The sequence below is a fragment of the Streptomyces tauricus genome (assembly GCF_014650955.1).
Taxonomy (GTDB): Bacteria; Actinomycetota; Actinomycetes; order Streptomycetales; family Streptomycetaceae; genus Streptomyces; species Streptomyces tauricus.
Genome location: NZ_BMVY01000073.1, coordinates 1 through 14,232, shown reverse-complemented (window position 1 = coordinate 14,232; position 14,232 = coordinate 1). Strand labels below are relative to the sequence as shown.

General features: G+C 72.4%; 11 protein-coding genes. 10 read left to right on the top strand and 1 reads right to left on the bottom strand.

Annotated elements, in window-relative coordinates:
* Positions 1 to 146: 146 nt before the first annotated feature.
* The gene (locus tag IE278_RS41310; RefSeq protein WP_189780174.1) at positions 147 to 1,571 is read right to left on the bottom strand and encodes an eCIS core domain-containing protein; all 1,425 of its coding nucleotides are present in this window, start codon (positions 1,569 to 1,571) and stop codon (positions 147 to 149) included.
* A 234-nt stretch (positions 1,572 to 1,805) separates the two neighbouring features.
* On the opposite strand from IE278_RS41310, the gene IE278_RS41305 reads away from it, so the two are divergent.
* The 10 genes from IE278_RS41305 to IE278_RS41260 all read left to right on the top strand — a co-directional run bounded on the left by IE278_RS41305 (position 1,806) and on the right by IE278_RS41260 (position 14,064).
* On the top strand, positions 1,806 to 3,407 hold the full coding sequence (locus IE278_RS41305) for a phage tail sheath subtilisin-like domain-containing protein (RefSeq protein WP_189780173.1): 1,602 nt from the start codon (positions 1,806 to 1,808) through the stop codon (positions 3,405 to 3,407).
* Positions 3,408 to 3,510: 103 nt separating this feature from the next.
* On the top strand, positions 3,511 to 3,954 hold the full coding sequence (locus IE278_RS41300; RefSeq protein ID WP_128375651.1) for a phage tail protein: 444 nt from the start codon (positions 3,511 to 3,513) through the stop codon (positions 3,952 to 3,954).
* Positions 3,954 to 4,463 (top strand): hypothetical protein, encoded by a 510-nt coding sequence (locus IE278_RS41295; RefSeq protein WP_189780172.1) that lies wholly within the window; start codon positions 3,954 to 3,956, stop codon positions 4,461 to 4,463. Before IE278_RS41300 ends, IE278_RS41295 begins: the two co-directional genes overlap by 1 nt.
* On the top strand, positions 4,460 to 4,618 hold the full coding sequence (locus IE278_RS41290) for a DUF6760 family protein (RefSeq protein ID WP_188114298.1): 159 nt from the start codon (positions 4,460 to 4,462) through the stop codon (positions 4,616 to 4,618). Before IE278_RS41295 ends, IE278_RS41290 begins: the two co-directional genes overlap by 4 nt.
* A gap of 1,524 nt (positions 4,619 to 6,142) precedes the next feature.
* Positions 6,143 to 8,332 carry a hypothetical protein gene (locus tag IE278_RS42840; RefSeq protein WP_246571804.1) on the top strand — a complete coding sequence of 730 codons (2,190 nt, stop codon included), beginning with the start codon at positions 6,143 to 6,145 and terminating at the stop codon, positions 8,330 to 8,332.
* 116 nt (positions 8,333 to 8,448) lie between these two features.
* Positions 8,449 to 8,874, top strand: coding sequence for a phage tail protein (locus IE278_RS41280; RefSeq protein ID WP_189780171.1), 426 nt, complete (start codon positions 8,449 to 8,451; stop codon positions 8,872 to 8,874).
* Between the two features lie 16 nt (positions 8,875 to 8,890).
* Positions 8,891 to 9,613: a CIS tube protein gene (locus IE278_RS41275; protein WP_189780170.1), complete on the top strand. Its 723-nt coding sequence runs from the start codon at positions 8,891 to 8,893 to the stop codon at positions 9,611 to 9,613.
* On the top strand, positions 9,613 to 11,514 hold the full coding sequence (locus IE278_RS41270; protein ID WP_189780169.1) for a VgrG-related protein: 1,902 nt from the start codon (positions 9,613 to 9,615) through the stop codon (positions 11,512 to 11,514). Before IE278_RS41275 ends, IE278_RS41270 begins: the two co-directional genes overlap by 1 nt.
* 145 nt (positions 11,515 to 11,659) lie before the next feature.
* Entirely contained in the window at positions 11,660 to 12,106 is a 447-nt protein-coding gene (locus IE278_RS41265; RefSeq protein ID WP_189780168.1) for a GPW/gp25 family protein, read from the top strand.
* The gene (locus tag IE278_RS41260) at positions 12,106 to 14,064 is read left to right on the top strand and encodes a putative baseplate assembly protein (protein WP_189780167.1); all 1,959 of its coding nucleotides are present in this window, start codon (positions 12,106 to 12,108) and stop codon (positions 14,062 to 14,064) included. Before IE278_RS41265 ends, IE278_RS41260 begins: the two co-directional genes overlap by 1 nt.
* Positions 14,065 to 14,232: the final 168 nt, after the last annotated feature.

Genomic DNA, 14,232 nt, shown 5'->3' with positions numbered 1-14,232 from the left:
CGTACTGCCACCCGGGTCCACGGTCGCGGAGGCGGGCTCCAGAGAAGTCCAAAGGCTCACTCCCGGACGCTAACCGCAGGGGTGATCCGAAGTCAGTGGCCCCAGGGGCAAGGCCGTTGTCCGAGGAGGCAGGCCTCGGTGCCTCGTCACTTGAACAGCTGGGTGAAGTAGAACCGCCCGATCCGGTCCTGGATCTTCTTGCGGATCGTGGCGCGGTTGAACTTGCCGCCCTGCTCCACGCTGTACTCCTCCTTGTTCAGCTCCTCCACGATGGCGTTCAGGAGCTGCTTCTGGGTGCCGTCGGGATCGTTCGAGTTGATGTACTCGACCAGCGTCTCCCAGGGCTTCGCCGGCGCGAGCCCCGCACCGACCATCGCCTCGCGGACCGCGGACGGGAGGGAGTTGTCCGTGCTGTTGTACTCGTGGCGCGGGTTGCCCTCCGCGAACTGGTTCTCGTTCACCAGCATGTTGTGGTACTCGACCAGCGCCCGCCTGCCACCGGACATGTCGACACTGAAACCGGCCTGGTCCTGCTGGACATGGCCCATCTCGTGCCGGACGGTCTGCTCCACGGTGAAGCCCGGGGACGGCGTGCTGTTCACGAGAAGGATCTTGTGCGACGCGATGTAGGCGCCGCCGCCGGCGAGTCCCACGACCGCGGAGGCGGCGTGGTGGCCCTCGCCGCCGTTCAGTGCCTGGACGCTGAGCTGGAGCTCTTCCTCGGAGAGGCCGACGCAGCTCCCGGGCGGGTAGTTGGCGAAGGGGGTGTCCGCGCGGATGCTGCCGCTGTCCGGCACCTCCACGATCTTGACGGTTCCCTCGACACCCAGCTTCTCCTGGGCCCCCTTGATCACCTCGGGATCCAGGGCGCGCTGCACCACCGGTCCGTCGGCACGCTGGACCGTCGGCCCGGAAGCACGCTGGACCGACTCCGCGGGAGCGCGCTGGACAGCCGCCCCGTCGAAACCGTGTCCCGAGGTCACCGCCTCGCTGTCGGCGGCGCGCTGCACCGGCGGCGGCCCGCTCCTCGCCTGCGCCTCGATCGCCTCGGCCCGCTTCTCGCCCCAGTCGCCCCGGCTGGAGACCTTCAGGCCCGAGCCGTTGTCGGTGCCGGGGACGGCACCCATGCGCTGGTCCTTGACGTGCTGCAGCTCGTGGATGAGGGTCGGCTTGTCCCTGCCGTCCCAGACCACGTCGTCGCCGGCGGTGTACGCCCGGGCGCCGATCGCCTTGGCGGACTGCAGGGCGACCGAGTCCGTGTGCAGCTTGACGGTGCTGAAGTCCTCGCCGCCGAACCAGCTCGCCGTCTCCTTGAGCAGCGAGCCGTTCATCCTGGTGCCCGGGGACTTCCTGACCTGGTCCACCAGCTCACGCTGTTCGTCCGGGGTGTGCCCGCAGCCGTCGCTGTGCTGGTGCTGTCTGCGCTGCACGGCCTGGGTGACCGCCGCGTTGCCCGCCGCGCTCTGCAACGCCAGGATCCGGTCCGCGGTGGCGTCCCGGTCCGTCGTGTTCGGGCGGACCTTGACCTGATCACCACCGGCCTTCTCGGCCTGGGCTTCCTGCGCGCGCATGACGTTCCCCTCCACGGCTGATCCTCCAGCATTACCGGAGGGTGCCCCCCGCGGGGAGAGCGGCAGGGGCAGCCATGGGGGCAGAAGGACGGGATCGAGGGGCACACGGAGGCAGCACGCTGCCCTTGCGGGCAGGGATTTTGCCCCCGATCAGGTACCGCAGGACGTTTCAACGAACGCTCGCGCGCGTGAAGCTCGGAGTAGACCTGTCTCGTACCCCGAGGAGAGCAGAGCATGCCGTCCTACCTGTCGCCCGGCGTTTACGTCGAGGAGGTGGCCAGCGGCTCGCGTCCCATCGAGGGAGTGGGCACGTCGGTGGCGGCCTTCGTGGGGCTCGCCCCGCACGGCCCGCTGAACGAGCCGACGCTGGTGACCAACTGGTCGCAGTACGTCGCGGCCTTCGGTGCCTTCACCGACGGCTACTACCTCGCGCACTCCGTGTACGGGTTCTTCAACAACGGCGGCAGCGCCGCGTACGTCGTACGCGTCGGCGGCGCGGCCGACGGCACCTCGGCGAACGGCGCTTCCGCGAACGGCGCCCCGGCGGCCGTCTCCGGCTCCGCGGCCCCCGCCGCGCTCACGGCCGGCGAGCCGAAGCAGCTCGGTACCTTCAGCGTCACCGCCGTCGCGGGCGGCTCGCTCAGCGTCGAGGTCGCGGACCCCGAGGGCGAGGGCCCCGCCGAGCGCTTCAAGCTGATCGTCAAGGACGGCGACAAGCCCGTCGAGTCCTTCGACGTGACCGCCAAGAAGGGCGGCCGCAACTACGTCGTCACGCAGGTGAAGGAGCGCTCCAAGCTCATCACCGTGCAGGAGGCGGCGCCCACCGCGCAGCTGGCGCGCCCCGAGAACCAGACCGTGGCGCTGGCCGCCCCGGCGGACGCCGCGTCCAACTCCCCGGCCGTTCCGGCCGGTGCGGAGGACTCCCACCCGGGCCCGGCCCAGTACCTCGGCGACTCCGCCGACCGCACCGGCTTCGGCGGCCTGGAGGCCGTGGACGAGATCTCCATGGTCGCGGTCCCCGACCTGATGGCCGCCTACCAGCGCGGCGCGATCGACCTGGAGGCCGTGAAGGCCGTCCAGCTCGGTCTGATCGCGCACTGCGAGCTGATGGGCGACCGCGTCGCCGTCATCGACCCGCCGCCCAGCCTCAACGCCCGTGAGATCCGTGTCTGGCGTCAGGAGACCGCCGGCTACGACTCCAAGTACGCGGCCCTGTACTACCCCTGGGTGAAGGTCTTCGACCCGGCGACCGGCCAGTCCCGGCTGACCCCGCCGAGCGGTCACGTCGCCGGCATCTGGGCCCGCAACGACTTCGAGCGCGGTGTGCACAAGGCGCCCGCCAACGAGGTCGTGCGCGGCGCGGTGGACCTGGAACTGCAGATCACCCGCGGCGAGCAGGACCTGCTCAACCCCATCGGCGTCAACTGCATCCGCGCCTTCCCGGGCCGCGGCATCCGCGTCTGGGGCGCCCGCACCATGTCCTCGGACCCGGCCTGGCGCTACCTGAACGTCCGCCGGTACTTCAACTACCTGGAGGAGTCGATCCTGCTCGGCACCCAGTGGGTGGTGTTCGAGCCGAACGACCACAACCTGTGGGCCCGGATCCGGCGCAACGTCTCGGCGTTCCTCGTCAACGAGTGGCGCAGCGGCGCCCTCTTCGGCCAGCGGCCGGAAGAGGCGTTCTACGTCAAGTGCGACGAGGAGACCAACACTCCGGAGTCGGTCGACCTCGGCCGTGTGATCTGCGAGATCGGCATCGCGCCCGTCAAGCCCGCCGAGTTCGTGATCTTCCGCCTGGCCCAGTTCTCCAGCGGCAGCGGTGAGCTGGAGGAGTAGACCTCCGCACGCAGCGCGCAGCCTCGGACGTCGTCGCGCATCCGTCGTCGTACGTCCCTAGACAAGACTCCCCAGCAAGAACCCTCAGAAGGACAGAGAACAGATGAGTCTCAGCCCGGGTGACGCCCTTACTTCACATAATTTCGGTCTGCAGATCGACGGCGTGATGGTCGAGTACCTCGCGGAGGTCAACGGTCTCAGCATCGAACAGGACGTCATCAAGCACCTGTCGAACTCCGCGCAGGGCAGGCCCGAGGTCAGTCTCATGCCCGGCGTGCAGAAGGACGGGCAGTGCACCGTCGTGCGCGGTATGACCCAGTCCCCGGCGTTCACGACGTGGATCAACGACTCGATCTCCGGTCAGATGAGCACGGCCCGCAAGAACGCCTCGATCATCATGATGGATTACCAGAACAACCCGGTGAAGCGGTACAACATGCGCAACGCCTGGTGTTCCAAGATCGACGCCAGTGCGCTCAAGGCCGGCGAGGCCTCCGCGCTGACCGAGACCGTGACCATCGTCTTCGAAGAACTGGTCATCGAGTAATGCGCCGTACTGCTGCCAGGGCGGGCGCGGGCCCGGTCGTGGACGCACCGGTACCGGAGCAGGTGGCGGCGCCGGAGCAGACCTTCGCTCCGGCGCCCGCCGCCGCTCCGGCGCCCGCGCCCGCGCCGGTGGCACAACCGCTGCGCACGGAGTTCCCTTTCGAACTTCCGCGCGGCTATGTCGACGACGCGGGAACGGTGCACCGGGACGGCGTGATGCGTCTGGCCACCGCCCGGGACGAGTTGATTCCGCTGCGGGACGTCCGGGTCCAGGAGAACCCCGCCTATCTGTCGGTGGTCCTGCTGGGCCGGGTCATCACCCGGCTCGGCACGCTGGCGATGGTGCACGACGGGATCGTGGAGAACATGTTCGCCTCCGACCTCGCGTTCCTCCAGGACTTCTACCGGCAGGTCAACGCCGAGGGCCACACCCGCGCCTCCGTGGAGTGCCCCCACTGCTCGGAGCCCTTCGAGGTCGAACTCGGCGGGAGCCGCCTGGGGGAATCGTGACGTACGCGACCGACCGGCTGCACGAGGAGATCGCGTACGTCGCCTACCACTTCCACTGGAGCCTGGAGACGATCCTGGACCTCGAACACCAGGATCGCCGCCGCTACACGGAACAGATCGCGTCCCTGGTGACCCGGGGCGGGGCGGAGGGCTGATCGGTGGGGTTCCTCGACCGACTGAGGGGCGGCACGGCGGCATCCGCCGCACGTTCCGCTCCCACGGGAGCGCATGCGGGTACGGGCCCGGATACGGGTGCCGTACCCGCGGCGGCCGTCACGGGTACGGCTGCGGTGGGTACCTCCGCGGGTGCCGGGCCGTCCGCGGATGCCCAGCCGGCCGCGGTGGTCGGCTGGACGGGGCTTCCGCCGATCCAGCGGGCCGCCCTGGGCCGTACCGGGGTCGCCGACTCCGGGTTCGGCGGCCGGCTGAGCACCTGGCAGAACCCCTCCCTCACCGGGACCCTGTCCCACGCCGTCCTCGACGGCGCGCCGGGCGGACTGATCAGGAACGCGCTCACCACGTCGGCCGGGCCCGTCTCCGGACTCGAACCGCCTTCGCGTGTCCTGCCGGTGGCGGGGCCCGATCCGTCGGAGCCCGCTCCGGCCCAGGCGCACGGCGACACACCACCGGTACAGCGCGCGTCCCTGCCCGTCACGGCGTCCCGCCCGACGGGCCCGCGGGTGACCGCCGTACCCCCAAGGCCCCACCGGCAGAGCCCGCTGACCAGGGCGCCCGCCACGCCCGCAGTACAGCGGCGGTCTCTGCCGGTGGCCCACCGCCCTGCTCCGCCGGCCCCCCGGCCTACACCGGGCCCTGCTTCGTCGGGCCCCGCGCCGTCCGGACCCGCTTCGCCCGGTCCCGTTTCGTCGGGCCCCGCTCCGTCGGGCCCCGCTCCGTCGGGTGCTGACTCGCTGGGTCCTGTCCCGTCGGGTCCCGCTTCGTCCGGTCCTGACTCACTGGGTTCCGTTCCGTCGGGCCCTGCTTCGTCCGGTCCCACTCCGTCGGGCCCTGTCTCGTCGGGCCCCGCTCCGTCGGGTGCTCCGGCGGCCGGGGGTACGAGGCCGGGGGCCGTGCGGTCGGGCTCCGCCCATCCGGGGGCAGGTGGTCCCGGCAGCACGGCGACCCGTTCCGGCGGGTCCGCCGTCAATGTCCAGCGCGCCCCGGCGACGGGTCCGGTGGGCAGCCCCGCCCCGGCCGGTCCCAGCGACCCGACTCCGGCCGCAACCGGTGGAGCCACGGCCACCGGCTCCGGCAGCCGTACCTCCGGAGCCATAGGGGCCAATCCCGGTGCCGCCGTGACTCGTTCCAGCGGGCCCGCGGTCAACGTCCAGCGCGCCCCGGCGACCGGCACGGCCGGAACACCGCCCCACGCGGGTGCGCCGACCCCGACCGGCACCGCTCCGGCCGCACCCGTACGGCCCGCATCCACAACCGGTGAAGCCACGACCACCGGGGCCAGTGACACGACGGGCAATCCCCGTGCCGCCGTGACCCCTTCCAACGGGCCCGCCGTCAACGTCCAGCGCGCCCCGGCGACCGGTCCGGTCGGAACACCGCCCCGTGCGAGTGGGGCGACCCCGAGCAATCCCGCTCCGGCCGCACCCGTACGGCCCGCATCCACAACCGGTGAAGCCACGACCACCGGAGCCCGTGGCACGACGGGCAGCCCCCGTGCCGCCGTGACCCCTTCCAACGGGCCCGCCGTCAACGTCCAGCGCGCCCCGGCGACGGGTCCGGTGGGCAGTGCCGCGCCGACCGGTCCCAGCGACCCCGCTCCGGCCGCGACCGGTGAAGCCACGGCCACCGGCTCCGGCAGCCGTACCTCCGGGGCCAGCGGCACAACGGGCAGCCGCCGTGCCGCCGTGACCCCTTCAAGCGGACCGGCGGTCAACGTCCAGCGCGCCCCGGCGACGGGTTCGGCCGGCACGCCGCCTCGTGCGGGCAGCCCGGCCCCGACCGGCCCCGCTCCGGCCGCACCCGTACGGCCCGCAGCCGCGTCGGGGGGCGGTCCCGGCAGCTCGGTGACTCGTACCAGCGGGCCCGCGCTCAACGTCCAGCGCGCAAGGGCCGGTTCGACCGGGACCCCGGCCGGACCCAGCAGCGCGGTGCCCCGTACCAATGGGCCCGCCCTCAACGTCCAGCGCGCAAAGGCGGATTCGGGTGCGGCGGCTGCCACGCCCGTCGCCGCGCCCGCGCCCGCTACGACCGCGTCCTCTTCCTCAGCAGCCACCGGACCCGGCGCAGCGGCGGTCACCCCCGCTGCGGTCCAGAGGGCGACGGCCGCCCCCGCCGCCCCGGCCGAAACGACGACCGCCGGTACCGGCACCGCACCGGTTCGCGTCCAGAAGGCGGCAGCCACTCCCAGCCGTACGCCGGACGCGGACGCTTCCGGCGGCACCGCACCCGTCGTCCAGAGGGCGCAGGCCGGGCCCGCCGCCGCGAACTCGCCCGTCTCCGGGCCGAGTCGGAGCGGCACCGGGACCCCCGCCGCCGCTACGCCCCCTCCGAGCACCCCGTCCGGTTCAGGCGCGTACCCGGTGCAGCGGAGTGCTGCCACGGGCGTACGGCGTATGGGTCTCGGTGCGCCGATGGCGGGGAATCCGTCCGTCACCCGCTCGTCGGCCGCACACCCCGGCCCACCGGCCCCGCTTCCCGTCATCTCGGCCCCGCCGACCGGCTCCGCGAGCCCCGCCGACCGCCCGCACACACCGGCCGTACCGCCGACGCCCCCGACCTCGCCCCAGGCCCCGATCCCGGCCACCACCCCAGTCGCTCCCCCGCACACCCCGGTCCAACGCGCCGCCGCGCCGGCCGCTCGGCAGCGCCCCCTGCTCGGTGCGCCCCTCTCCGCTCCTCCCGCGGACGCGCAGCCCCTCTCCGGGCGTACGACTCCGGCCAGTTCGCGCCCCGCCGGACCGCCTTCCGTGCAGCGCGCCCCCGCACAGGCACCGGCGCCCACACCCGCGCCCGCGACACAACCCCTCCGCCGCCCGGCCGTGCCCCTCTCCGCCCCGCCCGCCAACGGCCTCTCCGTACAGCGCGCCACGGCCGCTCCCGCCGCGGTGGTCCCCACCACCACGGCCGCCACCAAAGCCGTAAGCAACACAAGGGCACCCGCAGCAGCGCCGGCACCCGCGCCCATGCGTGCCCTCGCCCCCGCCCGGGCTCTCGCGCCGGTTCTCACCCCCGTGGCACCCGCCGCATCTCAGCGCCCCGCGCCTCCGGCCCCCGTCCCCCTGCGCCGGACGGCGTCCGCGCCCGGGCGGTCCGGAGGGGCCGGGCCCGTGGCCGTGCAGCGGGCCGTCGCGCCCGGTGCTCCCGCGGGACGTGCCGTGCCGCTGCTCGCGGCCACCAAGTCCGGGCCGGAGAAAAGCCCCGTCAGGACCGCTCCGCCCGCGCAGCCGCTGTCGATGCCGAACGCCTACCCGGCACCGGCCGTCGTCCAGCGGCAGGCGGTCGCCGCGCCCCGGACGGCCACGGCCACGGCACCCGCCCCCGCGGCGCCCGCTCCGCCGCGTCCGGCACCCGCGCCCGCGCCCGTTCCCGTACAGCGCGCCCCGGAGCGTGCGCTGCTCCCGACGTCCGCCAGGACCACCACCGCCGTGTCCGCGGTGACGGCGCGCGGCAGTTCGTCGCGCGGCTCGTCCGGGGCGGGCTCCGGCGACGATCCGCCACCGCCGTACGAGCAGGGCGGCCCCCCGCCCGCGTACACCGCGGTCGCCAAGGGGCAGTTCGACCCCCGTTCCCTGACCGACTTCCAGCTCGACGAGCTCACGCACCGTCTGATCGGCCGGATCACCCGGCTGATCCGTACCGAACTGCGGCTCGACCGGGAGCGGATCGGCAAGCTCCGCGACCCACGTCGCTGAGCGGCCGCAGACCGGCCGCCGACCGGCCGAAACCCGTACCGCCCGGCACGACCGCACGACCCGGCACGATCCGGCACCACCCCGCATGACCGACGTCCGCAGAAAGGCCGCCCCCGATGCCCCGCGATCTCGACCCGGGCTCCACCATCTTCTTCACCCTGACCATCGACGGCGAGAGCCTCGGTTACTTCAACGGGTGCGAGGGACTGTCGTCCGCGGTGGAGATCGAGCACCGCCAGGAGGGCGGCAACAACGGGTTCGTCTGGCAGCTTCCGTCCCGTGTCACCTTCTCCAACATCCGGCTGACCCGGCCGCTGACCCCCGACACCACCAAGGTCGCGGCCTGGATCTCGTCCGTGGCCACGGGCATCAAGCGGCCGACCGCGCAGATCGCCGCGCTGCGCGCGGACGGTTCGGAGGTGGCGCACTGGGGGCTGATCGACGTGCTGCCGGTGAGCTGGCAGGGCCCCTCCCTGGACCCGGCCAACCCGAGCGTGGCCACCGAGGTCCTGGAGATCACTCACCACGGGTTCACGGACTGAGGGGCGGGACACCACCATGGCCAAGGGAAGCAAGGGCGCGGGCAAGAGCCTCGTACGCGCCACGATCGCCATCCACGAGCCGCCCGTCGGGTCCAGCACCACTCCGGGCGGGCTGATCAAGACGTTCAACTTCGACTTCAACCCCTCGCAGCTGCAGCTGAGCCGGCGCTCCCAGTGGAAGTCCACGCCGGCCGCGGCCGTGCGCGACGGCACGGTCCCGGAGTTCATGGGACCCGAGCCGCGGGAGATGACGGTCGAGATCTTCCTGGACTCGTCCATGAAGCCGACGAGCAACGCCGTGCTGAAGAACGTGGAGTCCCTGCTCGACTGCTGCGAGGTGACGGCCAAGAGCATCGCCGCGAAGCAGCCGTCGCCGCCCTGGGTGGTCTTCCAGTGGGGCTCGTTCTCCACGGCGCGCTTCACCTCGTACGTGGAATCCGTGAACGTCACCTACTCGCTGTTCGGCACGACCGGTGTGCCGATCCGGGCGACCTGCCAGGTGGCGCTGCACGAGATCCCCAGCACGATCAAGGGCCAGAACCCGACCTCGGGCGCGCTCACCGCGCAGCGGGTGCACCGGGTCGTCGCGGGCGACTCGCTGCAGTCGCTGGCCTGGCGCGAGTACGGCAACGCGTCCGCCTGGCGTGCGATCGCCGAGTCCAACGGGATCGACAACCCCGCGCACCTGCCCACCGGTATCGAGCTGGTCCTCCCCGCCGCCGAGGAGGTGCGTTACTGATGGCGAGGACGTCCTTCTCCAACATCATCCACGTCACCATCGACGGCAAGAAGATCCCGCCCGACTACATCAACCTGCTCGTCGCCGGCTGGGCCGACCTCGGCGCGGGGGTGCCCGGCGAGTTCCGGCTCACCTTCCGCGACCCGGACCGGGAGGTGCTCGGCAAGCTGAACATCAGGTTCGGCTCCAAGGTGGTCCTCGCCCCGGTCGCCGACGGCCAGGGCGCGGCGAACCCGCTGATCACCGGCGAGGTCACCGGTATGGAGACCGACTACGACGGCACGGGTACGTTCAGCGTCGTGCGCGGCTACGACCCGGGGCACCGGCTGATGCGGGTGCGCCGCGTGGCCGCGTACCGCAACCAGACCGCCTCCGACATCGCGCGCAAGCTCGCCGCGATGAACGGTGTCGCGATCGGGAAGATCCAGACGACCAAGACGGTCTACGAGTTCATCTCCCAGTCCAATGTGACGGACTGGGACTTTCTCGCGCGGCTCGCCGACGAGAACGAGATGGTGATGTCGCTGGACGCCAAGGGGAAGTTCGAGTTCGCCGAGCCGGACCCGGCCTCCAAGGCACCCCTGTCGACCTCCCCCGAGGACCCGAACCCCCGGGTGCTGCGGGGCCGGGTCGACGTCCTGCGCTGCCGGGCCGCCGTCACCGCCGCCGACCAGGTCGACAAGGTCGAGGCGCGCGGCTGGGACATCCCGACCAAGAAGAAGATCGTCGAACTGACGAAGGCGGGCACCTACGCCGGTTTCGCCATCGGGACGACTCCGCAGAAGGCCGCCAACGCCTTCAAGGCCGCCAAGCTGGTCGAGACCGACACCCCGTACGACCGCAGGCCGGAGGTCAAGTTCGCCGCGGCCTCCCTCGCGGACGACCTCACCTCGTCGTTCGCCGAGCTGGAGGTCACGGTGCACGGCAATCCCGTGCTGCGCCCCGGGGTGGCCATCGCGCTCACCGACGTCGGCGTCCCCTTCGAGGGCAAGTACACCGTCACCTCCGTACGGCACACGTTCGGCGCGGGCAGTCACTACGAGACGCTGGTGACCGTGAGTGGCCGGCAGTGGCGCTCCCTGTTCGGGCTGACGTCCGGCGGCGGCGCGTCGGCGCCCCGGCTGCCGAGTGTGGCCAACGCGCTCGTGACCGACGTACAGGATCCGCTGAAGCAGGGCCGGGTGAAGCTGCAGTTCCCGTGGCTGGACGACGCGTACGTCAGCGACTGGACGCGGACCGTGCAGCTGGGCGGCAAGGCGGGCGGCGGGGTCTTCCCGATGGACGTCGGGGACGAGGTCCTCGTCGCCTTCGACCGGGGGGCGCTCGACCATCCCTTCGTCATCGGCGGCCTCTACAACGGCATCGACAAGCCGACCGTCGTGAAGGACGTACAGCTGCACGACCCGGTCAAGAAGAAGGCGATCCGGCACACCCTGTCCGACCGGGACGGCAACCGGGTGGACCTGCTCAGCCAGCAGACCGGCGGCCGCAAGCAGGGCGTCCGGGTGGCCAGCGGCAACGACAAGCTGATCATCAACCTGGACCGCACCAAGACCGAGATCACCGTGGACAGCAAGGGCGCCGTCAGCATCACCGGCGGCACCTCGGTGTCCATCGACGCGGGCACCGACCTCTCACTGAGCGCCCGGCGCAGCATCAGCATCAAGAGCGGCGGGCCGCTCACCCTCCAGGGCCGCGGGATCGTCAGCCTCAAGTCGCTCGGCGGCGCGGTGACCGTGGACGCGATGGGTGCCCTCAACCTCAAGGCGATCGGTGCCCTCTCGGCGACCGCGGGCGGCACCATGCAGTTCACCACCATCGGCCAGATCGGCATGCGGGCCATCAACATCGACCTCATGGGCCTGCTGACGGTCAACAAGATCAAGTACCCGTTCGGGTGAGGGCCGCGACCATGACGACCCCGAGGACCCCGACGGCCCCGACGCCCCTGACCGCTCCACCAGCTCCACCAGCTCCGACAGCCCTGATGACCCTGACGACCCTGACGACCATGACGACGAGGACGAGAAGGCGGGTGGCCCCCTGATGGCCGAGCAGTTCGTCGGATCCGGCTGGGCGTTCCCGCTGCGCATCGGCCCCACCGGGGGCATCGCCCTGGTCAGCGGGGAGCGCGAGATCGAGGAGGCCATCCGGCTCGTCCTGGCGACCGCGCCGGGCGAGCGGCCGATGCGCCCCGAGTTCGGCTGCGCCATCCACGACCTGGTGTTCGCGCCGGTCAACGAGGCCACCGCCGGCCGCATCCAGCACGAGGTGTACACGAGCCTCGACCGCTGGGAGCCGCGCATCGAGGTCAGCGACGTCGATGTGACCGCCGGCTCCGACACCGAGCAGGGCGTCCTCTTCATCGACGTCCGCTACTCGATCCGCGGCACCAACAACCCGCGCAGCCTCGTCTTCCCGTTCTACGTCATCCCCTCCCACGAGGAGCCCGACGCCATCGGCGCGGGCGACTCCCCTGAAAGCGACCGCTGATGGCACTCCCCTCCCCGAACCTCGACGACCGCCGCTTCCAGCAGTTCGTCGACGACGCCAAGCGCTACATCCAGCAGCGCGCCCCGGAGTGGACCGACCACAACGTCTCCGACCCGGGCGTCACCCTCGTGGAAACGGTCGCCCACATGGCCGACCAGATCGTCTACCGGCTCAACCGGGTGCCGGAGAAGAACCACCTGGCGTTCCTGGACCTGGTGGGCATCACCCTCTTCCCGCCCTCCGCCGCGCGCACGGACGTCACGTTCTGGCTGTCCGCGCCGCAGGACGAGCCGGTGCTGCTGCCGGTGGGCACCGAGGTCGCCACCACGCGCACCGAGAGCCAGGAGGCGGCCGTCTTCGCCACCGAGGACGAACTGACCATCGTGCCCTGCGAGTTGCGCTACCTCGTGGTCCAGCGCGACGGCGAGCCCGTCACCGACAGGACCGCCGACCTCGCCGAGGGCAAGGACCTGATGTGCTTCACCGAGTCCCCGCGGCCCGGTGACTGCATGCTGATCGGGCTGAACACCGCCGTCCCGCACTGCGCGGTCGCGATGGAGCTGGACAGCCGGGTCGACGGTGTCGGCGTGGACCCGCGGCAGCCTCCGCTGCTGTGGGAGGCGTGGACCGAGGACGGCTGGGTCGTCTGCGAGATCGACCGGGACGGCACCGGCGGTCTGAACCGGCCCGGCGAGGTCGTCCTGCACATCCCCGGCGCGCACACCCTCTCGCGCACCGGCGGCCAGGAGGCCGGCTGGCTGCGCTGCCGCGTCACCGAGCCCCTGCCCGACCAGCCCTTCTACACGACCTCGCCGACCGTGCGGTCCGTGGACGCGTTCACGCTCGGCGGCACCACCACGACCGTGCACGCCGAGACCATCACCGACGAGGCGCTCGGCGAGTCCAGCGGCCTGCCCGGACAGCGGCTGCGGCTGGCCCACTTCCCCGTGGTCGGCGACACACCTCCGGTGCTGCTGCAGACCGCCGAGCACGAGGGCTGGATCGACTGGGAGGTCGTCCCGTCGTTCTCCGCGTCCACCCCGTACGACCGGCACATCACCCTGGACGCGGCGACCGGTGACATCGCCTTCGGCCCGGCGGTACGGGAGCCCGACGGCACCCTGCGCCAGTACGGGGCCGTGGCCCCCAAGGGCGCCGTCATCCGCGCCCGGCGCTACCGCACGGGCGGCGGCCGGGCCGGGAACGTGGCACGCGGCGCCGTCCAGGTGCTGCGCACCTCCGTCCCGTACGTCTCCGAGGTCGTCAACCGGGAGGCGGCGCGCGGCGGCGTCGACGGCGAGACGGTGGAGGAGGCGAAGACCCGCGCGCCCATCACGCTGCGCGCCCAGGAGCGGGCGGTGACCCTGCGCGACTACGAGGAGCTGGCCCGCCGGGCCGCCCCCGAGACGGCCCGCATCACCTGCCTGGAGGGCGACGAGGGCGAGCACGGGGCGTACGCGGTACGGGTCCTCGTGGTCCCCCAGGCCGTACCCGACCCGGGCGGCCGGCTGCGTTTCGAGCAACTGGTGCCCGGTGACGCGCTGTTGCACCGCATCACCCGGCACCTCGACGAACGGCGCCTGATCGGTACGCGGCTGGCGGTGGGCCCGCCGTTCTACCAGGGCATCACGGTGGTGGCGACGGTGCACGCCTTCCGCGGCACCGACACGGACCGGGTCCGCCGCCAGGCGCACGACGCCCTGTACCGGCACCTCGACCCGCTGACCGGCGGCGCCGACGGGCGGGGCTGGCGCTTCGGCCGGCCCGTGCAGTCCGGCGAGGTCTTCGCCGTCCTCCAGCGCGTCCCCGGTGTCGAACTGGTCGACGAGGTCCAGCTCCACCCGGCCGACCCGCTGACCGGCAAGCGCGGCGACCCGACCGACCGCATCGACCTCGGCGCACCGTCCCTGGTCTTCTCCTTCGACCACCGCGTCCGAGTGATCGGAGACCGCACGTGAACCACTCACCGAGGGACCCCCACCCGGCCCCGCCGGAGACCCGCAACCGTCGGCCCGCCGCGGGGCGGGGAGCCGCGGCGCGGAGCGCCGTCGGGCGGGGAGCCGTGGTGCGGAGCGCCGTCGGGCGGACCGCCCGGGTGCGGAGCGCCGCCGCGCGGGCAGTCGTGG

Bases quoted from the DNA above. Each gene is read 5' to 3' on its own strand.
- IE278_RS41310 (WP_189780174.1), bottom strand. From the start codon at position 1,571: ATGCGCGCGCAGGAAGCCCAGGCCGAGAAGGCCGGTGGTGATCAGGTC.
- IE278_RS41305 (WP_189780173.1), top strand. From the start codon at position 1,806: ATGCCGTCCTACCTGTCGCCCGGCGTTTACGTCGAGGAGGTGGCCAGC.
- IE278_RS41300 (WP_128375651.1), top strand. From the start codon at position 3,511: ATGAGTCTCAGCCCGGGTGACGCCCTTACTTCACATAATTTCGGTCTG.
- IE278_RS41295 (WP_189780172.1), top strand. From the start codon at position 3,954: ATGCGCCGTACTGCTGCCAGGGCGGGCGCGGGCCCGGTCGTGGACGCA.
- IE278_RS41280 (WP_189780171.1), top strand. From the start codon at position 8,449: ATGCCCCGCGATCTCGACCCGGGCTCCACCATCTTCTTCACCCTGACC.
- IE278_RS41275 (WP_189780170.1), top strand. From the start codon at position 8,891: ATGGCCAAGGGAAGCAAGGGCGCGGGCAAGAGCCTCGTACGCGCCACG.
- IE278_RS41270 (WP_189780169.1), top strand. From the start codon at position 9,613: ATGGCGAGGACGTCCTTCTCCAACATCATCCACGTCACCATCGACGGC.
- IE278_RS41265 (WP_189780168.1), top strand. From the start codon at position 11,660: ATGGCCGAGCAGTTCGTCGGATCCGGCTGGGCGTTCCCGCTGCGCATC.
- IE278_RS41260 (WP_189780167.1), top strand. From the start codon at position 12,106: ATGGCACTCCCCTCCCCGAACCTCGACGACCGCCGCTTCCAGCAGTTC.